The organism is Kitasatospora sp. NPDC048194 (genome assembly GCF_043202455.1).
In the GTDB taxonomy this organism is placed as follows: domain Bacteria; phylum Actinomycetota; class Actinomycetes; order Streptomycetales; family Streptomycetaceae; genus Kitasatospora.
In genome coordinates, this window is the sequence record NZ_JBIDAK010000004.1 from 172,916 (window position 1) to 195,449 (window position 22,534).

Consider the following 22,534-nt stretch of genomic DNA (forward strand, 5'->3'; position numbering starts at 1 on the left):
CGGTCAGCTCTCGGCCCGCCGCAGCAGGTAGGTGTCCATGATCCAGCCCTTGCGTTCGCGGGCCTGCTCGCGCACCTCGCGGATCCTCGGGGCGGCCTCGGCGAGCGGGCCGGCGACGAGGATCTCGTCGGGGGTGCCCAGGTAGGCGCCGTACCGGATCTCCAGCCCCTCGGGGTCGATCTCCGTGAAGGCGGCCCGGCCGTCCAGCATCACCACCACGTCGTCCACGCCCTCGGGGAAGCCCTCGGCCAGACGTCGGCCGGTGGTGATCTGCACCGGGCGGCCGACCCGGGTCAGTGTGGTGCGGTGGCGGGCGGCGAGCGCGGAGACGCTGCTGATGCCCGGGATCACCTCGAACCCGAACCCGACGGTGCCGCGGGCCAGGACGTCGTCCACGACGGCGATGACGCTGTCGTACAGGCTTGGGTCGCCCCAGACCAGGAACGCCCCCGTCTCGTCCTCGCCGAGGTGCTCGACGACGAGCCGTTCGACCAGGTCGGCGCGGCGGACCCGCCAGTCGTCGACGGCGGCCGCGTACGCGGGGGTGCCGCGGTCCCGCTCCGCGTCCGGCGCCTCGACCACGCGGTGCCCGGCCCGGCCGTGCTCGGCGAGGATCCGTCGACGCAGCCGGATCAGGTCCTGCCGTTCCTCGCTCTTGTCGAGGATGAAGAAGACGTCCGTGCGGGCGAGCGCCTTGACGGCCTGCAGGGTGAGGTGGTCGGGGTCGCCCGCGCCGATGCCGATGACGAAGATGTGCCGCATGGGAGGCATTCTGCCCTCCGACCGGCCGTGCCCGGACCGGCGGACCGGCGCGCGTCCAGGAATCCACCCGCATCACCGTGATGTGACGCACGATCCCTTGACCCGATCTTTTCCGTTTCGCCATGATGAGCCGTCACGTTGTGACTCCGCCAACGGGGGAAGTCCGGTTCGAATCCGGCGCTGGCCCGCAACGGTAGGCCGCCGACGCCACGTCGGCGGCGAGCCCGAGTACCCGTCGGCGGAGGTGTGTCGTCCCCTCCTCCCGTCGTGGTCTGCGGGCCGGAGCTCCGAGGGCTGCTCCGGCACACGCCGACGCCCTCCGGGCCCCTGCGTCCAGGCCCGGAAAGGCACCCATGCCCACGCTCCGCCGCACCCTCGGTCTGCTCGCGATACCCGCCCTGGCCCTCGCCACCGCGCTCCCGGCGGCCACCGCCGCCCACGCCGACACCACCTCCTCCCGGACGGTCCGCCCCGACGGTGCGGCGGCCGGCTGGCTGGCCCGCCAGCTCGTCGGCGGTGACCACTTCGAGAGCGTCTTCAACGGCACCGCCTACCCCGACCAGGGGCTGACCATCGACGCCGTGCTGGCCTTCGCCGCCTCGCACAACTCCGACGAGGCCGCCGCCCGGGCCACCGCCTGGCTGGCGAAGCCCGAGATCATCTCCGGCTACCTCGGCGACGGCACCACCGAGGCGTACGCGGGCGCGACCGCCAAGCTGCTGCTCGCCGCCGAGGTCCGCGACGCGAACCCGGCGAGCTTCGGCGGCGTCGACCTGCCCGCTCGGCTGCGCTCGCTCCAGACCCCCGAGGGCCGCTTCTCCGACCGCTCCCAGTGGGGCGACTACAGCAACGCCTTCGGCCAGTCACTGGCCCTGATCGCCCTGCACCGCACCCCCGGTGACGCCCCGACGGCGGCCGTGGACTACCTCGCGAACAGCCAGTGCGCGGACGGCGGCTTCCCCGTCGCCTTCGGCCAGACCACCTGCACCAGCGACCCGGACGCCACCGCCCTCGCCGCCCAGGCCCTCGCCGCCACCGGCCGCACCGCCAAGGCGAACACCGGCCTCACCTGGCTCACCACCCACCAGAACGCCGACGGCGGCTTCGCGGCGGCCGGCGCGACCGCCTCCAACGCCAACACCACCGGCCTGGCTACCCAGGCGCTGCTCTCCGGCGGGCGCTTCGGCGCCGGCCTCAAGGGCTGGAGCCGGCTGGTCAAGCTCCAGCAGGGCTGCGCCGCCGACCCGGCGGTGCGCGGCGCCGTCGCCTACGACGCGACCGGCTTCAACGCGGGCAACGGCGCCCGGGCCACCGCGCAGGCCGTCCTCGGCCTCGCGGGCACCCCGCTGGCCACCCTCTCCGCCGCCGGCGCGCGCCCCGACGCCCCCACCCTGGCCTGCCCGGCCCCGGCCGCCCGCTGAACGGGCCCGACACCACGAGGAGTTCACCGATGACCGACACCCTCACCCCGGCCCGCCCGGCGCGCCGTACCCTCGGCTCGATCGCCGCGGCCGCCGCCCTCACCGCCGGCCTGCTCGGCGTCTCCGCCGCCCAGGCCCCGCAGGCCCACGCGGCGGCCTGCGACGGCACCACCGGTGTCACCGTCGTGGTCGACTTCACCGCCGTCGGCGGCGGCATCCAGACCGGGTGCGCCCCCGGCGACCCGGCCAGCGGCCTGGCCGCGCTGACCGGCGCCGGGTTCTCGTACGCCTTCCACCCGCGCTTCCCCGGCTTCGTCTGCAAGATCAACAGTCTGCCGACGACCTGCACCAACCCGACCGGCAACGCCTACTGGTCGTACTGGCACGCCCAGCACGGCGGCCCCTGGTCGTACAGCAACCTCGGCGCGGGCAGCTACAACCCGGCGCCCGGCGACGTCGAGGGCTGGTCCTTCGGCGCCGGCGCCCAGCCGGGCATCACGGCGCCCTGACACCCCATGGCACATCGGCGCCCCGGCCCCTCCTTGGAAGGGCCGGGGCGCCGGGTGCCCGGGGCTCACCTCCGGCGGCGGACGAAGCGCTCGGCCAGCACCACGGTGATGACGGCGGCGGTGGTGAACAGCAGTGTGTTGGCCACGATGCCCGCCGTGGTCAGCCACCCGGGATCATCGCCGTTCGGCAGTCGTGTCGTGGTGAACAGCTCACCGACGCCCGTCAGCAGCCCCCGGGTGAGGTAGACGCCCGCGAACGCGGCGAGCCCGACGGGCAGGGTGAGGACGATCGACGCGAGGTAGTAGCGCCCGTTCCCCGTCAGCCCGCCCAGGGCGGCGAAGACGCCGACCGAGGCCACGTAGCCGCCTGCCACCCACCTGGAAGCACCCATCGGTACCACTTCCCCCCTGTTCCGTGGTCCGGCGGCGGGATCAGTCGGGCCGTCGTGGTCCTGCCCTGCCGAGGGGAGGGCGATCCGTGCTCAACTCCCCTGCGGAGTCGTGCGGTCAGCTGCCGTAGCGCAGCGAGACGGTGTCGCCGAGGTGGACGGTGGTGGCCCGGGTGGCGGCCACGGCGGTGGCGCCGTCCAGGCTGACCTTCCAGGTGGACGAACCGCTGTTGGCGGTGCCGTTGATCGCCGTGACGGTGCCGCCGCCGGTGGACGGCGTGACGGCGGTGACGCAGCCGGCCGGGGTGGCGGTGCCCGCCGCGTCGAGGACGTCGCCGAGGGTCGCGGTGCTGCCGGTCGGGGTGAGCGTGACGGTGCAGGCCTTGAGCGCCCCGGTGCCGTCGTCGACGACCAGAGCGAGCCTGGCGGCGGTACCGGCCGTGAAGCCGGTGGTGGCGGCCCAGGTCGGTTCGCCCGCGGTGACCGGGGCGGGCGGGGTGGCGGTGAACCCGGCCCCGGCCACGGCGCGCAGGCCGTCGACGGAGGCGTAGGGGGACGGGGAGGTGTCGGTGGGCAGGTACTTGAAGCCGCCGCCGGGCTTGAACTGCTGGGCGATGAGGAAGTCGAGCGGGGTCTTGCCGGTGCCGCTGGTGAAGTCGGTGCCCTGCGGGTTGATGCCGCAGGCGTTGAGGCCGGACACGGCCCAGCCGTTGGAGTCGGTGTTCACTCCGAACATGGCGTTGAAGGCCCCGGAGGAGGCCAGCTTGCCCTTGAGGAAGTTCTTGGCCACCACGATCGCCGGGTCGGTGTTGGGGACTCCGGCAGCGCACAGCGAGGCCATGGCGGCGCCGGTCATGTCGATGTCGCTGCCCTGGGCGAGCGCGGTCGGGTCGCCCGCGGCCTTGCTGTAGTTCCAGCCGCCGTCGTTGTGCTGGTTGGCGCGCACCGCGGTGACGGAGGAGTTCAGCAGGACCTGCGGGGCCCGCTGGGTGCCCGTCTGGGTCTTCGCGCCCGCGAGGGCGAGCAGGCCGAAGACGGTGCCGTTGAAGTTGGCGGACGGACCGTAGTAGCCGGGCTCGGCGGTCTGCCAGTAGGCGACCGCGTCGGCGATCAGGTTGCGGCCGGGACCGACGCGGGCGGGGTCGATCCCGGCGGCGTAGGAGTTGAGGATGGCGCGCTCGTAGTCGGTGACCACCGGCGAGCCGCCGGGCCAGCCGGCGGCGGCGAGCTGGTTCCGGTACACGAGACGGGCGTTCTTGCTCGTGTCGCCGCCGGGGGTCACGTCCGCGGCGGCGGTGCCGGCGGCCGCCAGCGCACTGAAGGCCCACTCATTGGAGAGGCCTCCGCCGGTGACGTAGCTGCCGTCGGCGGCTTGGAGGGACTTCAGGTACGTGACGCCGGTGCTCTTGGAGGTGGCTATCTGGGTGGGGCTGGCCGTCGCGTGGGCGGGAACGGCGGACAGCAGCAGGGCTCCGGCCGTCAGGGCGACGGTGGCCGCGGAGGCGGCGCGGGCCGGGGTGGTCCGGCTGGGGGTGGTCCGCTTCGGGGTGGGAAGGGGCACGGAACAGGCTCCTTGGGGTGGCGGGCGCCGACCCTGCCCCGGAGTCCCGGCGTCCGTTCGGGGGCGCGCGACAGCCGGAACGGTCGCCGCCCGGATCGCGTGGGCCGGCATTCGCCGTGGTGCACGGTCGGGCGGGCATTCGGGCTCGGAACGGCACAACCGCCGCCCCACACCGCTGCGCGTCAGCCCCGGAGTCGCACCGGGTTCCCCCACTCGGCCACGGCGGACGCTACCGCACGCGCGGACCGGCTGACGAGGTGCTGTGACCTACCTGACGACCTGTTGACTCCGAATCGAACACCGTGGTCTGATGAATCGGTTTTTCGCCCTCGGCATTCAGGGGAAGCCGGTCTGATTCCGGCGCTGACCCGCAACCGTAGACCCACCGCCCGGTGGGTGAGCCGGACTGCCTGGACCGGGGGTCTGTTCACACAGCACTTGCGTCGTCGCGGACTACGACGCAGCTCATGACGGCCCCGTGTCTGCGGGCGGCCGTCGGCTGCGCCGTGGCCTCCCGCGTCGACCGACCGGGGAGTCGTCGTGAGGGTCAGCAGCAGTCGCACACGTCACAGAAACCGGGACCTCGCGTCCCTGCTGGTCGCCGGCACCGTCGCGGCCGCCGCCTGCGGCACGGTCCTGCTCGGCCGGCCCGGCATAGCCGCCGCCGACCCGATCGAGCAGTGCACCACGACCACGGGCGCGATCGTCGCCGTCGACTTCACCCACTGGGGCGGCGGCGTCGTCCGGGGCTGCGACGCCCACCCCACCACCGGGATGAACCTGCTGCGCAACGCCGGATTCACCACGGCCGGCACCGAGCACGACGGCCCCGCCTTCATCTGCCGGCTCGGCACCGGGACCTTCAACGGCGGTGTCCAGTACCCGACTCCGGCCGAGGAGCCGTGCGTCAACACCCCGCAGGCCACCGCCTACTGGTCGTACTGGATCGCCCCACCCGGCCAACAGACCTGGTCCTACAGCCAGTTCGGCGCGGGCACCCAGCAGCCCAAGCCGGGCGAGGTCGAGGCCTGGGTGTACGGCGGCACCGACATCGGCGGCACCAGCGGGGCACCGAGCTTCACCCCCGACTCCGTGCGGGCCAAGAACGGCGGCCCCTCGCCCTCCACGTCCCCCTCCGCCACCCCGACCCCGACCCCGACCACCACCCCGACCGGGCCCGCCACCACCGGTGACCCGGCCGCGGCCGCCGCCTGGCTGGCCGGCCAACTCGTCGGCGGCGACCACATGGAGAACTGGGCCGCTCCCGGGCCGGACTACCCCCGCACCGCGCTCACCGCCGTCGCCCTCGCCGCCGCGGGCACCCAGGACCCGGCCCTGCGCAAGGTGGTCGCCTTCCTCACCGCGCACACCGACGCCTTCCTGTACCCCGACGGCCCCACCGCCCAGCCCGACACCAGGGCCGCCGCCCTGCTGGCCCTCGTCGCCGAGAGCACCGGCCGGGATCCCCGCACGTTCGGCAGCCGGGACCTGATCGCCGCGCTCACCGACCACGTCTGCACGGCGCCCGGGGAGAACGGGAAGTGCACCGCCGCCGGGGACTTCCTCGGCGCGGCCTCCCCCTGGGGCCAGTCGCTCGGCGTCATCGCGCTCCAGCGGGCCGGAGTCACACCGCCCGCCGCCGCCCTGGCCCGGTTCACCGCCCTGCAGTGCGCCGACGGCGGGATGGCCGGAGCGATGATCGTCGCCGGCGACCACTGCGAGTCCGACCCGCTCACCACCGCCGTCGCCGCCCTCGCGCTGCGCACCGCCCCCGGGTACGAGGCGGCCGCGAAGAAGGCCTCCGACCAGCTGGCGGCGAGTCAGCAGAGCGACGGCTCCCTCCTTCCGTACGCCGGCGCCCCCGGAGACACCCTCAGCACCGCGAGCGCCGCCCAGGTGTTCAAGGCCACCGGCCAGGGCGCCCGGCGGGCCGCCGCCACCGCCTGGCTCGCCGCCCGGCAGGGCAAGGACGGCGGTTTCGGACCCGACGCGTCCACGGTCGACCCGGACGCGCCCGCCACCGAGCAGGCCCTCCTGGCTCTGACCGGCACCGACCTCACCAGCGTCCGGCACAACCCGGACGCCACCACCACGACACCGACCCCGCCCGCCGGGAGGAAGCCCGACGCCGCCAAGGGCAGCGCCTACCTCACCGACCCCGCCCGGCTGATCGACGGCCACTACTACGAGGGCTTCCCGGCCTTCGCCGACTTCGGCCTCACCATCGACGGCGCCTACGCCCTCGCCGCCACCGGCACCGACGACACCGCGCTGCGCAGGATCGTCGACTTCCTGGACCAGCAGGGCAAGGACGCGAGCGACCGCACCGTCAACGACTGGACCGGCATCGGCACCGAGTACGCCGGCGGCGGCTCCGTCGGCAAGGAAGCGCTGCTCGCCGAGATCGTCGGCCGCGACCCGCGCGCCTTCGGCGGCCACGACCTGATCGCCGCCCTCGCCGCCATGGTGTGCACCAAGGCCGACGCGAACACCGGCTGCGACGCCCCCGGCAACTACCAGTACGCCACCTCCGTCTTCTCCCAGGCCCTCGGCGTCATGGCCCAGCTCCGCGCCGGGGACGCGACCGCCGCCGCGCCCGCGACCGCCTACCTGAGGAGCCTCCAGCACGCGGACGGCTCGTGGCCGAGCCTGATCCCCGCCACCGGCGACTCCGACGTCGACAGCACGGCCATGGCCGTCATGGCCCTCGCCCTCGTCCCCGGCGACGACGCCGCCCAGGCCGTCGACAAGGGACTCACCTGGCTCGCCGCCCAGCAGCTCCCCGACGGCGGCTTCCCCGGCGCGGCCGGCCACTCGACCAACTCGGCGGCCCTCGCCGTCCAGGGCATGACGCTCCACAAGGCCGCCTACGACGGGCAGATCGCCAAGGCGCTGGACTTCCTCGCCGGGCAGCAGAACGGCGACGGCGGGTTCAACGTCGCCTCCGCCGGACAGCAGGGCTCGGACGTCCGGGCCTCGACCCAGGTGCTGGGCGGCGCCACCGGCATCTCCTTCGGCACGCTCTCCCGGAACCTGGGCGGAACGCCGACGCCGACCGGGACCCCGACCGGGACGCCGACGGGCACTCCCACGGGGACGCCGACCGGCACTCCGACGGGCACCCCCACCGGAACGCCGACCGGCACTCCCACGACGACCGGGCCCGCCCCGGTCACCAGCGCCCCCTCGACCGGCGCCGGCCCGACCACCGCCCCGGCTGGCGGCATCGACGCCCCGGCCGGTGGCGGCGCCGCCGGGGGCGACAACGGGCAAGCCGCGGGCGTGTCGGTGCAGAGCGGTTCCGGGGACTTGGCCCGCACCGGCACCGAGGCACTCACGCTGACGGCGGGCGCCGGCGTGCTGACGGCACTCGGAGCCGCCGCCGTCGTCATCGCCCGTCGCCGAGCCACAGCCACCTCGGGGCGTCACCGGTGACCGGCCGGCCCGGCACGCGACTCGGTCGGCTGTCCGGGGCAATGGCACTGACCTTCGCGCTCGCCTCCGGCGGCATCGCGGTGGGCACCGCCCCCGCAGTGGCGGCGCCACTGCCGATGGACCAGTGCACCACCACGTCCGGCGTCGTGCTCGCCGTGGACTTCGGCAAGTGGGGCGGCCCGCTGCTGCGGTCCTGCGGGACCACCCCGACCACCGGCTACGCCCTGCTCAACCAGGGCGGGTGGAAGACCACCGGTACCGGCCACGACGGCCCGGCGTTCATCTGCCGGATCGGCTACAGCGGCTTCCAGGGCGGCAAGCAGTTCCCCACCCCGGACCAGGAGAAGTGCGTGCTGACGCCGCCGGCCACGGCCTACTGGTCGTACTGGCACGCCGACCCGGGCCAGAACACCTGGTCGTACAGCCAGCTGGGCGCCATGCTCTACCAGCCGAAGCCCGGCAGCGTCGACCTGTGGATCTTCGGAGGCACCAACATCGAGGGCACCGAGGGGCGTCCCACCTTCTCGCCGGACAGCGTCCGGGCGCACAACTCCAGCCCCGGCGGGCAGCCGGCCGACCCGGGCCAGGGCACCGCGGGCGGCTCCGGCGGTTCCACGGGATCCGGCGGTACCTCGGGTGGCTCTGGTGGTTCCACGGGAACCGGCGGTACGAGCGGTGGCACCGGCACCGGTTCGGGCGGCAGCTCCGGCAGCACCGGCGGCAGCGGCTCCGGTACGGGCGGGGGCACCGGCCGGGCCCCGGCCCCCGCCAAGCCCCCTGCGGCCGGAGCCCGTCCGCCCGCGCCGACCCCGCCCGCAGGGGCCGGCACGGCCGGTACCCCCGAGGACGGCGTCACCCCGCCGGGCGCGCCCGAACCGACCCCGGTGCCCGCCACCGTGGAGCCGGTCGAGCCGCCCACCGCAGCACCGACCGACACCCCGAGCGAGCAGCCGCCCCCGCCGACGGACGCCGTCGCCGCAGCGACCGCCACCCCGGCGGTGCCCGGCGGGGTGCAGAACGCCCCGCCGATGGCCGACGCGTCGCACGACTCCGGGTCGATGCTCCCCGCCGTGATCGGGTCCGTCCTCGTGGTGGTCCTGGGCGTGGCGACCGTGATCACCGCGCGCCGTCGCCGGCGAGGGGCCGAGTGATCCGGTGACCATGCCCGACAAGCGCTCCGCCGGTTTCCCGTCCGCCGGTTCCCCGTCCGTCGCCCCCGGGCGCGGCGCGGGGGGCCGGCGCGTCCCGCGGAACCTCCACCCGCTGGCATGGTGGACCTGGGCGCTGGCCCTGGCGACGGCGGCCAGCCGCACCACCAACCCGCTGCTGCTCCTGCTCGTCCTCGCCGTGCTCGGCTACGTGGTCACCGCCCGCCGCAGCGAGGCCCCGTGGGCGCGCGGGTTCACCTACTACCTGTGGGTGGCGCTCACCGTGGTGGCGATCCGGGTGGGATTCCGGTGCGTCTTCGCCACCGGCATCACCCCGAGCGACCACCTGCTCTTCTCGCTGCCGCACATCCCCACCCCGGCCTGGTACGCGGGCATCCGGATCGGCGGCCCGGTCTCGCTGGAGGCGACGCTCTCCGCGGCCTTCGACGGGCTGCGCCTGGCCTGCCTGATCTGCTGCATCGGCGCCGCCAACACCCTGGCCAACCCCAAGCGGGCGCTGCGCGTGCTGCCCGGGGCGCTGTACGAGCTGGGCGTCGCCGTCACGGTGGCGCTGAGCGTCGCGCCCCAGCTGGTGCAGAGCGTCCAACGCGTCTCCCGGGCACGGCGGTTGCGCGCCGGGCAGCGCACGGGTGTGCGCGCGTTGCGCGGCATCGTCGTGCCGGTCCTGGAGGACGCGCTGGAACGCTCGCTCGCCCTGGCGGCCGCGATGGACTCGCGCGGCTACGGACGCTCCGGCACCACCTCGCGCCGCTCCCGCCGGCTCACCGGCGCGCTGATGCTGCTCGGTATGTGCGGCCTGTGCGCCGGGGTGTACGGGCTGCTGGACGGCACGGCCCCCGCCGCGCTCGGCCTGCCCGCCTTCGTGGTGGGCGCCGTGCTGTGCGTGGCGGGCCTGCTGCTCGGCGGGCGTCGCGTGCGACGCACCGCCTACCGGCCGGACCGCTGGCGGGCCGCCGAATGGGGTGTGGCCGGCTGCGGCGTGACCGCCGCCGTCCTGCTGTTCGCCACCGTCGGCTACGACGCCACCGATCTCAACCCCTCGCTGTACCCGCCGACCTGGCCGACGCTGCCGCTCGTCCCGGTGGTCGCCCTGCTGCTGGCGGGCGCCGCCGGGGTGGTCTCGCCGCCGCCCGGCCGGACACCCGAGCCCGCCAGCGACCCCCGCAGGACCGACGACCCCCTTGGGACCGGCGACACCGGCAGCACCCGCACCGCCCGTTCGACCTCAGAGGTGAGCACGTGATCCGATTCGACCAGGTCAGCGTGGTGTACGACGGCGAGACCACGCCCGTCCTGCGCGACGTCGACCTGCACATACCGGAGGGCGAGCTCTGCCTCGTGGTCGGCCGCACCGGCGCCGGCAAGTCCACCCTGCTCGGCGCCGTCAACGGCCTCGTGCCGCACTTCACCGGCGGCACCCTGCGCGGCCGGGTCACAGTGGACGGCCGCGACACCGCCCACCACCCGCCGCGCGAACTCGCCGACGCGGTCGGCGTGGTGGGCCAGGACCCACTGGCCGGCTTCACCACCGACACGGTGGAGGAGGAACTCGCCTACGTCATGGAGCAGTTGGCGATCCCGCCGGAGGTCATGCGCAAACGCGTCGAGGAGACCCTCGACCTGCTCGGCCTGGCAGACCTGCGCCACCGCGCCCTGCACGAGCTCTCCGGCGGCCAGCAGCAGCGCGTCGCCATCGGCTCCGTACTCACCGCGCACCCGCGCGTCCTGGTCCTGGACGAACCGACCTCCGCGCTCGACCCGACCGCCGCCGAGGAGGTGCTCGCCGCGATCACCCGGCTCGTCCACGACCTCGGCGTGACCGTCCTGCTCGCCGAACACCGCCTGGAACGCGTCGTCCAGTACGCCGACCGGGTCGCCTACCTGCCCGGCGACGGCACCGTCGTGCACGGCCCGCCCGCTGAGGTCTTCCGGACCACCGCGATCGCGCCGCCCGTCGTCGGCCTCGGCCGCCTGGCCGGCTGGCAGCCGCTGCCGCTCTCCGTCCGGGACGCCCGCCGCGCCGCCGCGCCGCTGCGGCAGCGGCTCACCGACGCACCGGTTCCTCCGCCGCGCCGGGCAGCGGTGGCAGGGGAGCCGGTGCTGGACGCCCGGGGCGTGGTCGTCCGCTACGGGCCGGTGGCCGCCGTCCGGGACGTCGACCTGTCACTGCGCGCCGGAGAGGTGACCGCGCTGATGGGCCGCAACGGCTCCGGGAAGTCCTCGCTGCTGTGGGCCCTGCAGGGCTCCGGCCCGCGCCAGGGCGGCAGCGTCAAGGTCACCGGCGCCGGGGAAGGGAAGGCCGAGGACCCCAAGCGCCTCCCGGCCGCCCGGGCCCGGCAACTGGTCGGACTCGTCCCGCAGACCCCCACCGACCTGCTCTACCTGGAGACGGTCGCACAGGAACTCGCCCAGAGCGATGTCGAAGCCGACCGGGTCGGCGGCCCGACCGCACGGCAGATCCTGGACCGCCTCGCCCCCGGGATCCCGGACGACACCCACCCCCGGGACCTCTCCGAAGGGCAGAAGCTGGCGCTCGTCCTGGCCATCCAACTCGCCGCCGCACCAAGGGTCGTACTGCTGGACGAGCCCACCCGCGGGCTCGACTACCAGGCCAAGGAAGCGCTCATCGGCATCGTCGACGCCCTCGCCACCGAAGGCCGGACCGTGGTGGTCTCCACCCACGACGTCGAGTTCGTCGCCTCCGCCGCCGACCGCGTCGTGGTGATGGCCGAGGGGGAGGTCGTCGCCGACGGCCCCACCGCCGGGGTCATCGTCGCCTCGCCCACCTTCGCCCCGCAGACCGCCAAGATCCTGGCGCCCCTGGCCTACCTGACCACCCGGCAGGTCGCCCAGGCCATCGCGCCCGCGGGGGCCGCGCGGTGACCGCCGTCCGGATCCCGGCCCGGGCCCGCGTCGTCGTCGCCCTGGCCGCCTTCATCGGCCTCGTCGCCTTCACCTGGCCGTTCGTCGTCGCCCCCGGCAAGTTCGGCTCCAACTACGCCCCGCCGCTGATCTTCGGCGCCCTGCTCGTCCTGGTGCTCACCGTCGTCATCGCCGAGATCTCCGCCGGAGGCATCGACGCCAAGGCCCTCGCCATGCTCGGCGTCCTCTCCGCCGTCAACGCCGGACTGCGCCCGCTCGGCGCCGGAACCGCGGGTGTGGAGACCGTCTTCTTCATCCTCGTCCTGGCCGGCCGGATCTTCGGCCCCGGCTTCGGCTTCACCCTCGGCTGCACCTCACTCTTCGCCTCCGCCCTGCTCACCGGCGGCGTCGGCCCCTGGATGCCCTACCAGATGTTCGGCTGCGCCTTCGTCGGTCTGCTCGCCGGACTGCTGCCCAAGGCCCGCCGCCGCTGGGAAGTGCCGATGCTGGCCGTCTACGGGGCCTTCTCCGGCTACCTGTTCGGCTTCCTGCTCAACCTCTCCTTCTGGCCGTTCTCCACCGACCCGAACAGCTCGATCGCCTACCTGCCCGGCCTGCCCTTCACCGAACAGTGGCACCGCTACCTGCTCTTCGACCTGGCCACCTCGCTGGGCTGGGACACCGGCCGCGCCGTGACCACCTTCACCGCCGTGCTCGTCGTCGGGCCGGCCGTGCTCACCGTCTTCCGTCGCGCCGCCCGCCGCGCCAACTTCGAACCTACCGTGCGCTTCGAGACCCCGGACCCGCCCGGAACGCCGACGGACCCGGGAACCGCCGTACGACACACCGAAACGGCGTCCACCTGAACCGAAAGGCCATCCACGTGCCCAAACGCGAGAAGCCCACGACGACCACGGTGAACGGCGTCGACGTCGTCCTCCTCACCCCCGGCCAGCACGCCGGACTGGAGTCGGCCCGCCGTCAGCTGGGCGGGGCACAGGCACACGTCGCGAGAATGCGCCTCGACCTGCGACGCAGCCAGCACCTGCTCGGCGAGGCCGAGCGGGTGCTGGCCCACCTGCCCGCCGACCAGGCCGAGGCGGCGGGCGGCCACCTGGCCGACGGGCGCGGGATCGCCGACCTCCTCGCGGACATCCGCGCGACCTTGCCGCGCACCCCGGACTTCGAGAAGCAGCCCTGACAGCTGCCACGCGGACGCGGGCGTCGCTGCCGGTGACCGGCCGACACGGCGGCTACCCCGGTCCGGCCAGGGGGCGGGCCTCCTCGAACGTCACCGGCTCACCCGCGCGCACACCGTGGAGAACGTGGGCCAGGACCTCGGCGCCGCGCACGACCCTGGGGCCGGGACGATTGAAGTAGGACGGGCCGTCGAGGACCCATACCCGGTCGTTGCGGACGGCGGGGACCTCGTCCCAGCCCGGCAGGCCGGTGATCAATGGGAGTTCCCGCTCGGTGCGCGCCGGTGGGAAGCCGCAGGGCAGGAGCAGCAGGACGTCGGGCCGGGCGGCGAGCACCTCGTCCCAGGTCATCGGCTCGGTGTGCTGGCCCGCCTTCGCGAGAAGCGGCTGCCGCCCGCCAGGTCGATCTGCTCGGGCACCCAGTGGCCGGCCGGCCAGAGAGGGTCGAGCCATTCCACCGCGACCACCCGTGGACGGGGCAGACCCTGCACGGCCGCCGACACCCGGGCCAGCCGCGATCGCAGCTCCGCGGCGGCCCGTGACGCGGTGACGGCGACTCCCAGCTCCCGTCCTACGTGTTCCAGACATGCGATGACCTCGGGCAGCGTCCGGGGCTCCAGGCTCAACACGCGCGGACCGCCGTCCAGAACCCGTACCGCCTCGGTCGCACCGCTGTAGGACACGGCACACACCTCGCACAGGTCCTGGGTGAGGACGATGTCGGGGGCGAGGGTGGCCATCAGCTCCACGTCGAGGGTGTAGAGCGACGACCCCTGGTGGGCCGCACCGCCGACAGCCTCAGAAATCTCCCGGCTGGTGAGCCGGTCGGCGTCGAACTCACGCGCCGTCACCACGGGGACTCCGGCAACAGCCGCCGGCGGCCAATCACACTCATGGGTCCGGCCGACCAGGAACTCACTGAGACCGAGCGCGGCAACAATGTCCGTGGCGGCGGGAAGCAGGGAGACGATCCGCATCCTTCGAGCCTAGTCTCGGCGTCCGGAAAGTGAACCGTACGACCGGGGTCCGTCGGCGATCGGACGGGCTTGGGCTCGCAAGGGCACGACGGCTTCAAACGACGTCTCAGTATCCGGGCGGTAGAGCGGTTCTTCAGTCAGAACCCAAGGTTCTTCCTCTAGGCTGGTCGTGCAGCTGGTTCGCCCCGTCCTCCAGGCGGGGCGTCGTAAGAGGGAACCCGGTGACGCCTTTCAACTGGCCAGTCCGGGACTGCCCCGCAGCGGTGAGTGGGAACGACCGCCGTCATACGCACTGGACCCGGGACGGGTCTGGGAAGCGACGGCCAGTAGGTGTCCGCCCTGGAACCAGGACGGGCGCGCCCGCGAGTCCGAAGACCTGCCACTGCCCGTGCGCGACCGTTCGCGCGCGGCAATCCGGTGACCTCGAGGGCGGGTCGGCGACCATACCAGGCGGATCCGGCCCGCAATGCACGGTGGCCACCGCCCGGTTTCGTCATCCCTTCGCGCCTTCGTCCGTCTCCGGGTTCTTGAGGAGACAGACTCGCGAAGGAGAGTCCCTTGACTACGAAGTCCGCAGCCGCGGCAACCCTCGCCACCGCGTACGGCTACCCCCGCCAGGGGCGGGGCCGGGAGCTGAAGAAGGCGATCGAGGGCTACTGGAAGGACACGGTCACCGCCGAGGCACTGCTGGCCACGGCCGCCGACCTGCGCCGCGGGAACTGGCAGCAGCTCGCCGACTCCGGTATCGACGAGGTCCCCACCGGTGACTTCTCGCTCTACGACCACGTGCTGGACACCACAGTGGCAGTCGGCGCTATCCCGGCCCGCCACCGCAAGGCGGTCGAGGCCGACCCGCTGGACGGCTATTTCGCCATGGCGCGCGGCACCCAGGACGTCGCGCCACTGGAGATGACCAAGTGGTTCGATACCAACTACCACTACCTCGTGCCCGAGTTGGGCCCCGACACGGCCTTCGCCGCGAACCCGGCCAAGGCCGTCGGCGAGCTGACCGAGGCGCTCGCCCTCGGCCACGACGCCCGGCCGGTCCTGGTCGGGCCGATCACCTACCTGCTGCTCGCCAAGCCCGCCCCCGGCGTCGCCGAGGACTTCCAGCCGCTGACCCTGCTGGACCGGCTGCTGCCCGTCTACGCGCAGCTGCTGGCCGAACTGAAGGCCGCCGGCGCCGGCTGGGTCCAGCTGGACGAGCCCGCCCTCGTCCAGGACCGCTCCCCGGCCGAGTTGAACGCCGCCGCCCGCGCCTACCGGGACCTCGGCGCCCTCGCCGACCGGCCGAAGCTGCTGGTCGCGAGCTACTTCGAACGCCTCGGCGAGGCCCTGCCCGTCCTCGCCAAGGCCCCCGTCGAGGGCCTGGCGCTGGACTTCACCGGACCGGCCGCCGGCAACCTCGACGACCTGGCCGCCGTGGGCGGGCTGCCCGGCAAGCGGCTGGTGGCCGGGGTGATCGACGGGCGCAACATCTGGATCAACGACCTGGAGAAGTCGCTGGCCACCCTGGCGACCCTGCTCGGCCTGGCCGACCGGGTCGACGTCGCGCCGTCCTGCTCGCTGCTGCACGTGCCGATCGACGCCACGCTCGAACGCGACATCGACCCGCAGATCGCCCGCTGGCTCGCGTTCGCCAAGCAGAAGGCCGCCGAGGCGGCGCTGCTCGCCCGCGGCCTGCGCGAGGGCACCGGCGCGATCACCGCCGAACTCGCCGCCAACCGCGCCGACCTGGGCTCCCGCGCCACCTCGCCGATCACCCGCGACCCGGCCGTGCGCGCCCGGGTCGCCGCCGTCACCGGGGCGGACACCCGCCGCTCCCAGCCCTATTCGGTGCGGGCCGAGGCACAGCGCGCCCGCCTCGCCCTGCCGCTGCTGCCGACCACCACCATCGGCTCCTTCCCGCAGACCATCGAGCTGCGTGTCGCCCGGGCCGACCTGACGGCGGGCCGGATCGACGCGGCCGCGTACCGGGAGCGGATGGAGGCCGAGGTCCGCGAGGTCATCGCCTACCAGGAGAAGGCCGGCCTCGACGTCCTCGTCCACGGCGAGCCCGAGCGCAACGACATGGTCCAGTACTTCGCCGAGCAGCTCACCGGCTACCTCGCCACCCGGCACGGCTGGGTGCAGTCCTACGGCACCCGGTACGTGCGCCCGCCGGTCCTCGCCGGGGACATCTCCCGCCCGCACCCGATGACCGTCGATTGGTTCGGCTACGCGCAGGGTTTGACGGACCGCCCGGTCAAGGGCATGCTCACCGGCCCGGTCACCATGCTCGCCTGGTCCTTCGTCCGCGACGACCAGCCGCTCGCCGACACCGCCCGCCAGGTCGCTCTCGCCCTGCGCGACGAGGTCACCGACCTGGAGGCCGCCGGCGCGGCCGTCGTCCAGGTCGACGAGCCGGCGCTTCGCGAGACCCTCCCGCTGCGGGCCGCCGCCCGCCCGGCCTACCTGGCCTGGGCCACCGAGGCCTTCCGCCTCGCCACCTCGGGCGTCCGCGCGGACACCCAGATCCACACCCACATGTGCTACGCCGAGTTCGGCGCGATCATGACGGCGATCGACGAACTCGACGCGGACGTCATCTCCCTGGAGGCCACCCGCTCCCACATGGAGGTCGCCGGAGAACTCGCCGCGGCCGGCTACCCGCGCGAGGTCGGCCCCGGCGTCTGGGACATCCACTCCCCGCGCGTCCCGAGCACCGAGGAGGCCGTCTCGCTGCTGCGGGCCGGCCTCGCGGCGATCCCGGCCGAGCGGCTCTGGGTCAACCCCGACTGCGGCCTGAAGACCCGCGGCTGGCCGGAGACCCGCGCCTCCCTGGACAGCCTGGTCGCCGCCGCCCGCCACCTGCGCGAGGAACTCGCCGGCTGACCGCCGACGTGAGCCCAGGGGCGGGCACGGCAGGAGTGCCGTGCCCGCCCTGGCGGCCTGCCATTGCCTCACGGATGGTCCTGGGAGGCGAGTTGTCGCCGCGAGGAATGGGGGTCGCACATGAGCAAGAGGCCAGCGCCGCGCCGTGTCCGTATCAACGGAGAGGCTCTGGTCGTCCTCTCGGAACGGGAGTACGAGAGCCTGCTGGCCACCCGGCGGCAGGTCGGCGCGAGCAACGCACGGCTGCGCGCGCTGCAGCATGCGCTGACCGAGGCCCTGGCCAGACTGGCGGCATCGGACAACATGGCACCGACCGGTGACGACACCGTGTGACCACGAGCGGAGCTGAGGGCGGAACCGGCATGCGCAACGGGATCAGCCGGCCGCAGACAGGCCGAGGTTCTGGTAGATCTCCGTCGTCACCGTGGAGAAGTTCATGGTCATGAAATGCAGCCCCGGCGCGCCCTCGGAAAGCAAACGGCTACACATGGCGGTTGCGTGATCGATTCCGGCGGAACGGACCGCCGCCGGGTCTTCCTGCAGGCCAAACATACGCTCCGAGAAGTCCGGCGGAATGGCAGCCGTGCTGAGCGCGGGAATGCGATGAAGTGACCGGATGGTGGTCACCGGCATGATTTCCGGGATCACCGGAATGTCACACCCAGCACCCTGGAGAAGGTCACGGAATCTGAGGTAGCTGTCCACGTCGAAGAACATCTGGGTGATCGCGTAATCCGCGCCCGCCTGCCACTTGGTGAGGAAATGGCGGATCTCCGAGTCCCAGTCCGGTGACCTCGGGTGCATTTCGGGGAAGGCCGCGACGCCGACGCAGAAGTCTCCGGACTCCTTGATCAGCCGCACCAGGTCGGCGGCGTACTCGACGCCGTCCGGGTGGCGGACCCACGGGCCGAGCGGGTCGCCTGGCGGGTCGCCGCGCAGCGCCAGAATGTTGCGAACGCCCTGGTCGGCGTAGTGGCCGAGGATGTTCCTGAGTTCGGCGACGCTGTGGTCGACGGCGGTCAGGTGGGCCGTGGGCGTGAGGGTCGTCTCCTGGGCGATACGGCCGGTGACTTTCACGGTCCGCTCCCGGGTCGACCCGCCTGCCCCGTAGGTCACCGAGACGAAGGTCGGGGACAGTGCCTCGAGGCGGCGGATCGCATTCCACAGTCCGGCCTCCGCTGCGGCGCTGCGTGGCGGCATGAACTCGAACGAATAGGAACGCTTCCCGGTGGCAAGAAGATCGCGCACGGACGCCGCCCGATCGCTACGGGTGGAAGGAGTTCCGAGTGTCATGCCGAGAGAGTATACGGATGGGCGCATCGGTCATCTGTATCGTCCATGGAGTGATACGGAATTGTCCGACAAGGTGTCCATCGGTGTCCGGATACGATACCGGCGAAGTGGACCCTGAGAGGCTCCGGGCGTTGCACAATGGGGGCATGGAAAGACAGTCGAACACCCTTCCCGGACTTCCCGCCTGGGGCCGCTGCGCGGTGATGGGAATTCTCAACGTCACGCCCGACTCGTTCTCGGACGGCGGTAGCTGGCTGGACCCGGGCCGGGCGGTGGAGCACGGTCTGGCGCTGGCCACCCAGGGCGCCGACGTTGTGGACGTGGGCGGAGAGTCGACCCGCCCGGGTGCCCGTCGGGTGTCGGCCGACGAAGAGCTCGCCCGGGTCCTGCCGGTTGTGCGGGGCCTCGCCCGCGAAGGTGTCCTGGTGAGCATCGACACGATGCGGGCCGAGGTGGCAGAGGCCGCGGTGGATGCGGGCGCGCGGATCGTCAACGACGTCAGCGGAGGCCGGGCCGACGACCGGATGGCGAAGACCGTCGCAAGGTCCGGCGTGCCCTTCGTCGTCATGCACTGGCGGGGACAGTCCGATGCGATGGACGAACTGGCCGAATACGAGGACGTCGTGGCCGAGGTGGCCGCGGAGGTGGAACGCCAGATGGACGCCGTGGTGTCGGCCGGTGTCGACCCGACCCAGGTGATCGTCGACCCCGGCCTCGGCTTCGCCAAGGGCCGCCGGGACGACTGGGCGCTGCTCGCCGCCCTGGACGCCTGGCACACTCTGGAACGACCAATTCTGCTGGGGCCGTCACGCAAGCGCTTCCTCGGCGAACTCCTCGCAGACCCGGCCACCGGAGAGCCCCGCCCGGCCCGGGAACGGGACCACGCGACTGCGGCGGCTGCCGTCCTTGCCGCCGCCCAAGGAGCCTGGGCGGTGCGGGTGCACGAGGTGCGGGCCACCGCGGACGCCGTGCGGGTCGAGGCGGCCCTGCGGGCTCACCGGCCGGCAGCCGGTCGGTGGGCTCTGCACCGCAGCAGGTAGGTGTCCGTGGTCCGGCCCGGGCCTGCCCGGGTCTCCGCGCGCAGCCGGGCGATCTCCAAGGGCGACCGCCGGTCCCTTGCCGACATCGACCCGTCGCGCCGCCGATTCCCCCTCGCCTGCGGATTACTCGCAGCGGGAGTGCCGGTTCTTGCGAACTCTGCGAACCCGAGGCAGTGGTACCTTCGCAAAGACGGGCAGGGAAAGGATCGGTAGGCGCCATGGCACGTCCGGTCGGGCGGAAGATCTACGCCCACGCCAAGCTGCGCCGGCTGCGCCGCGAGCACGGCATGAACCAGGTCGAGCTGGCGCAGGAGCTGGGCATCTCGACCAGCTACCTCAACCAGATCGAGCACAGCCAGCGCCCGCTGACCGCCGCCGTGCTGCTGCGGATCTCCGAAGTGTTCGGCGTCGAACCCGAGTTCTTCTCCGAGGCCGACGAGGAACGGCTGGGTACCGACCTGCGCACGGCTCTCGCGGACGAGGCATGCGGAGACGCGGTCCCGCCCGGGGCGATCGCGGAGGTGAGCCGGGACCACCCGGAGGTCGCGCGGGCCTTGGTCGCACTCCACCGCAGCTACCGGGAGGCGCTCGCGCGCGTCGCGGACCTGGACGAGCCCGGCACCGGGGCAGGCATCCGGGCGGCCGAACCCCACGACGAGGTCCGGGACTTCTTCTACGCCCATCACAACCACATCGCCGCCCTGGACGAGGCCGCGGAAGAGACCGCGACATCGCTGGCGACGACGACCGCCGGGCGCACCGCCGCAGCGCTGGCCGCCCGCCTCGCCGACCGGCACGGCGTACGGGTGGTCGAGGCCGGCCACCCGAAGGCCGCGGACCTGCGACGCTACGACCCGGCGACCGGCACCCTCCAGCTCTCGCCGTGGCTGACCGACGGCCGCCGCGCCTTCCAACTCGCTACCCAACTGGCGCTGCTGGAGCACCGGCCGCTGATCGACACACTGGTCGCGGCGGCCGAACCCGACCTCACCTCGCCCCAGTCCGCCGACCTGGCCCGGATCGGCCTGGCCAACTACTTCGCCGGCGCCCTGCTCATGCCCTACACCACCTTCCATGCGGCGGCCGGGGAACTGCGTTACGACATCGAACTGCTCCAGGCCCGGTTCGGAGTCGGGTTCGAGACGGTCTGCCACCGGCTCAGCACCCTCCAGCGCCCCGGCCGCCGAGGCGTGCCGTTCTCCTTCCTGCGCGCAGACCGGGCCGGCAACATCTCCAAGCGCCAGTCCGCGACCGACTTCCACTTCTCCCGCCTCGGCGGCACCTGCCCGCTCTGGACGGTCTACGAGGCCTTCTCCTCCCCCGGCCGGATCCTCACCCAGGTCGCCGAGATGCCCGACGGCAAGCGCTACTTCTGGATCGCAGGCACCGTCACCCACGGCGGCTACGGCCACCGCACGCCACGCAGCGAGTTCGCCGTCGCCCTCGGGTGCGAACTGCGCCACGCCCACCGCCTCGTGTACGCGGAGAGCATCGCGCTCAACGCCCCCGGGGCCGCCGCACCGATCGGGCTGGGCTGCCGCATCTGTGAACGACGCGACTGCGCCCAGCGCGCGCGGCCCCCGGCGGGCGGGCGCCTGCTGGTCGACCCCGACCGCCGCGGTCACGTCCCGTACCCCGTCCTCGGCGAGGTCACGGAGGCAGTGGACGAGTGAGCCGACTCGTGCACTTCTGCAGCGTCTCGGAGAACACCAAGCGTTTCGTGGAACAGGTCAGCACCGGGGCCCGGATCGGCCACCTGAAGGCCGTGGAGAAGCGCCTCGACCTGGACGAGCTGGTCGAGGCGCTGCTCGCGAACGTGCAGGTGATGCGGCCCGGTCAGGAGGAGGAGCAGACACCGGCCGTCAACGCGGCCTGTGCTGTCTCTTCCTGACCCGGAGGCTTTCCCGGCCGGTCACCTACACGGTGGCCGGCACCGGCCGCTGGCCCGGGCCGTCGTAGGAGGCGAGCGGGCGGATCAGGGCGTTGTGGGCGAGCTGTTCGGTGATGTGGGCGGTCCAGCCAGTGATGCGGCTCATCACGAACAGCGGGGTGAAGACCGGGGTGTCGAAGCCCATCAGGTGGTAGGCGAGGCCAGCCGGGTAGTCCAGGTTGGGGTGGATGCCCTTGCGTTCGAGCATCGCCCGGCGCAGGGCGGTGTGCAGGGCGGCCAGGCGGGCGGTCTCCGGGTCGGCGCTGCGGGCGATCAGGTCGTCCAGGGCGGCCTGCATGATCGGAACGCGGGAGTCGCCGTGCTTGTAGACGCGGTGCCCGAACCCCATGATCTTGCGCTTGGCGGCGAGCGCCTCGTCGAGCCAGTCGGCGGCGCGGGCCGGATCGCCGATCTCGTCCAGCATGTGCATCACGGCCTCGTTGGCGCCGCCGTGCAACGGGCCCTTGAGCGCGCCGATCGCCGCGGTGACGGCGCTGTAGAGGTCGGAGAGCGTGGAGGTGACCACCCGGGCGGTGAAGGTGGAGGCGTTGAAGCTGTGTTCGGCGTACAGCACCAGGGGATCTCGAAGCAGCGCACCACCTCGGGGGCGGGCACGGTGCCGAAGCACATGTGGAAGAAGTTCTCGGCGTAGCCGAGGTCCGGGTCCGGTGCGATGGGGGCGAGGCCACGGCGGCGGCGCTGGTCGGCGGCGACGACGGTGGGCAGTTTCGCGAGCAGGGTGAGCGATTTGGCGAGGTTGGGAGCGGGTCGGCCGTCGTCCTCGGTCGGGTCCTCCGCCCCGAAGAAGCTCACGGCGGTACGGAGCACGTCCATCGGGTGGCAGGTCTCCGGCAGCTTCGCCAGGACTTCGGCGGTGGTGCGGTCGAGCGGGCGCAGGGCGCGTTCGCGGGCGCGGAACTCGCGCAGCTGGGCGTCGTCGGGCAGCTCCCCGTACCACAGCAGGTACGCGACCTCCTCGAAGGAGCGGTGGGCGGCGAGGTCCTGCACGGGGTAGCCGCGGTAGGTCAGGGAGTTGGACTCCTGGATGACGGTGGAGATCTCCGTGGTGTCGACGACGACACCGGCGAGTCCGCGATGGATCTCGGTCATGAC

At 73.3% G+C, this 22,534-nt stretch carries 19 protein-coding genes, 1 pseudogene and 4 riboswitches; of the genes and pseudogenes, 13 read left to right on the top strand and 7 right to left on the bottom strand.

Annotation, left to right across the window (positions count from 1 at the left end; all coding sequences use genetic code 11):
• Positions 1 to 3 precede the first annotated feature (3 nt).
• The gene (gene cobF, locus ACGF07_RS07750; protein ID WP_392896364.1) at positions 4 to 762 is read right to left on the bottom strand and encodes a precorrin-6A synthase (deacetylating); all 759 of its coding nucleotides are present in this window, start codon (positions 760 to 762) and stop codon (positions 4 to 6) included.
• Positions 763 to 876: 114 nt separating this feature from the next.
• Positions 877 to 1,017, top strand: a riboswitch (cobalamin riboswitch).
• A gap of 98 nt (positions 1,018 to 1,115) precedes the next feature.
• Between cobF and ACGF07_RS07755 the strand changes: the two genes are divergently transcribed.
• Entirely contained in the window at positions 1,116 to 2,183 is a 1,068-nt protein-coding gene (locus ACGF07_RS07755) for a peptidase (protein ID WP_392896366.1), read from the top strand.
• A 29-nt stretch (positions 2,184 to 2,212) separates the two neighbouring features.
• The gene (locus ACGF07_RS07760; RefSeq protein WP_392896368.1) at positions 2,213 to 2,692 is read left to right on the top strand and encodes a flagellar hook-length control protein FliK; all 480 of its coding nucleotides are present in this window, start codon (positions 2,213 to 2,215) and stop codon (positions 2,690 to 2,692) included.
• Positions 2,693 to 2,757: 65 nt separating this feature from the next.
• Here ACGF07_RS07760 and ACGF07_RS07765 read toward each other — a convergent pair whose 3' ends face one another.
• Positions 2,758 to 3,084, bottom strand: a complete 327-nt coding sequence (locus tag ACGF07_RS07765; protein ID WP_392896370.1) for a hypothetical protein — start codon at positions 3,082 to 3,084, stop codon at positions 2,758 to 2,760.
• 115 nt (positions 3,085 to 3,199) lie between these two features.
• Positions 3,200 to 4,564, bottom strand: coding sequence for a hypothetical protein (locus ACGF07_RS07770; RefSeq protein ID WP_392896664.1), 1,365 nt, complete (start codon positions 4,562 to 4,564; stop codon positions 3,200 to 3,202).
• Positions 4,565 to 4,775: 211 nt separating this feature from the next.
• Positions 4,776 to 4,852: riboswitch (cobalamin riboswitch) on the bottom strand.
• 78 nt (positions 4,853 to 4,930) lie between these two features.
• Positions 4,931 to 5,075, top strand: a riboswitch (cobalamin riboswitch).
• Between the two features lie 107 nt (positions 5,076 to 5,182).
• On the opposite strand from ACGF07_RS07770, the gene ACGF07_RS07775 reads away from it, so the two are divergent.
• The 6 genes from ACGF07_RS07775 to ACGF07_RS07800 are packed head-to-tail and all read left to right on the top strand — an operon-like array spanning position 5,183 to position 13,309.
• Positions 5,183 to 8,077, top strand: coding sequence for a prenyltransferase/squalene oxidase repeat-containing protein (locus ACGF07_RS07775; RefSeq protein WP_392896372.1), 2,895 nt, complete (start codon positions 5,183 to 5,185; stop codon positions 8,075 to 8,077).
• 41 nt (positions 8,078 to 8,118) lie between these two features.
• Positions 8,119 to 9,228 (top strand): hypothetical protein, encoded by a 1,110-nt coding sequence (locus ACGF07_RS07780; RefSeq protein ID WP_392896374.1) that lies wholly within the window; start codon positions 8,119 to 8,121, stop codon positions 9,226 to 9,228.
• A 10-nt stretch (positions 9,229 to 9,238) separates the two neighbouring features.
• Positions 9,239 to 10,489: an energy-coupling factor transporter transmembrane component T gene (locus ACGF07_RS07785; protein ID WP_392896376.1), complete on the top strand. Its 1,251-nt coding sequence runs from the start codon at positions 9,239 to 9,241 to the stop codon at positions 10,487 to 10,489.
• Entirely contained in the window at positions 10,486 to 12,129 is a 1,644-nt protein-coding gene (locus ACGF07_RS07790) for an ABC transporter ATP-binding protein (RefSeq protein WP_392896377.1), read from the top strand. Before ACGF07_RS07785 ends, ACGF07_RS07790 begins: the two co-directional genes overlap by 4 nt.
• Positions 12,126 to 12,974 carry an ECF transporter S component gene (locus tag ACGF07_RS07795; protein ID WP_392896379.1) on the top strand — a complete coding sequence of 283 codons (849 nt, stop codon included), beginning with the start codon at positions 12,126 to 12,128 and terminating at the stop codon, positions 12,972 to 12,974. Before ACGF07_RS07790 ends, ACGF07_RS07795 begins: the two co-directional genes overlap by 4 nt.
• A gap of 17 nt (positions 12,975 to 12,991) precedes the next feature.
• Positions 12,992 to 13,309, top strand: a complete 318-nt coding sequence (locus ACGF07_RS07800) for a hypothetical protein (RefSeq protein WP_392896380.1) — start codon at positions 12,992 to 12,994, stop codon at positions 13,307 to 13,309.
• 52 nt (positions 13,310 to 13,361) lie between these two features.
• On the opposite strand, the gene ACGF07_RS07805 is transcribed toward ACGF07_RS07800, so the two are convergent.
• Together ACGF07_RS07805 and ACGF07_RS07810 are read right to left on the bottom strand one after the other, a co-directional pair.
• The gene (locus ACGF07_RS07805) at positions 13,362 to 13,658 is read right to left on the bottom strand and encodes an ABC transporter substrate-binding protein (RefSeq protein ID WP_392896382.1); all 297 of its coding nucleotides are present in this window, start codon (positions 13,656 to 13,658) and stop codon (positions 13,362 to 13,364) included.
• On the bottom strand, positions 13,655 to 14,284 hold the full coding sequence (locus tag ACGF07_RS07810; RefSeq protein ID WP_392896384.1) for a hypothetical protein: 630 nt from the start codon (positions 14,282 to 14,284) through the stop codon (positions 13,655 to 13,657). Before ACGF07_RS07810 ends, ACGF07_RS07805 begins: the two co-directional genes overlap by 4 nt.
• A gap of 159 nt (positions 14,285 to 14,443) precedes the next feature.
• Positions 14,444 to 14,683: riboswitch (cobalamin riboswitch) on the top strand.
• Positions 14,684 to 14,842: 159 nt separating this feature from the next.
• On the opposite strand from ACGF07_RS07810, the gene metE reads away from it, so the two are divergent.
• Together metE and ACGF07_RS07820 are read left to right on the top strand one after the other, a co-directional pair.
• Positions 14,843 to 17,158, top strand: a complete 2,316-nt coding sequence (gene metE, locus ACGF07_RS07815) for a 5-methyltetrahydropteroyltriglutamate--homocysteine S-methyltransferase (RefSeq protein WP_392896386.1) — start codon at positions 14,843 to 14,845, stop codon at positions 17,156 to 17,158.
• A gap of 120 nt (positions 17,159 to 17,278) precedes the next feature.
• Positions 17,279 to 17,491 (top strand): hypothetical protein, encoded by a 213-nt coding sequence (locus ACGF07_RS07820; RefSeq protein ID WP_392896388.1) that lies wholly within the window; start codon positions 17,279 to 17,281, stop codon positions 17,489 to 17,491.
• Positions 17,492 to 17,533: 42 nt separating this feature from the next.
• On the opposite strand, the gene metF is transcribed toward ACGF07_RS07820, so the two are convergent.
• Positions 17,534 to 18,451: a methylenetetrahydrofolate reductase [NAD(P)H] gene (metF, locus tag ACGF07_RS07825; RefSeq protein ID WP_392896389.1), complete on the bottom strand. Its 918-nt coding sequence runs from the start codon at positions 18,449 to 18,451 to the stop codon at positions 17,534 to 17,536.
• Between the two features lie 146 nt (positions 18,452 to 18,597).
• Here metF and folP point away from each other — a divergent pair, with 146 nt between their 5' ends.
• The 3 genes from folP (at position 18,598) to ACGF07_RS07840 (ending at position 21,382) form a co-directional block, all read left to right on the top strand.
• Positions 18,598 to 19,491: a dihydropteroate synthase gene (gene folP / locus ACGF07_RS07830; protein WP_392896391.1), complete on the top strand. Its 894-nt coding sequence runs from the start codon at positions 18,598 to 18,600 to the stop codon at positions 19,489 to 19,491.
• 218 nt (positions 19,492 to 19,709) lie between these two features.
• Positions 19,710 to 21,164 carry a short-chain fatty acyl-CoA regulator family protein gene (locus ACGF07_RS07835; protein WP_392896394.1) on the top strand — a complete coding sequence of 485 codons (1,455 nt, stop codon included), beginning with the start codon at positions 19,710 to 19,712 and terminating at the stop codon, positions 21,162 to 21,164.
• The gene (locus ACGF07_RS07840) at positions 21,161 to 21,382 is read left to right on the top strand and encodes a hypothetical protein (protein WP_392896396.1); all 222 of its coding nucleotides are present in this window, start codon (positions 21,161 to 21,163) and stop codon (positions 21,380 to 21,382) included. The genes ACGF07_RS07835 and ACGF07_RS07840 overlap by 4 nt, the downstream gene beginning before the upstream one ends.
• 25 nt (positions 21,383 to 21,407) lie before the next feature.
• On the opposite strand, the pseudogene ACGF07_RS07845 reads toward ACGF07_RS07840, so the two are convergent.
• Positions 21,408 to 22,531, bottom strand: a pseudogene (locus tag ACGF07_RS07845) (bifunctional 2-methylcitrate synthase/citrate synthase).
• Positions 22,532 to 22,534: the final 3 nt, after the last annotated feature.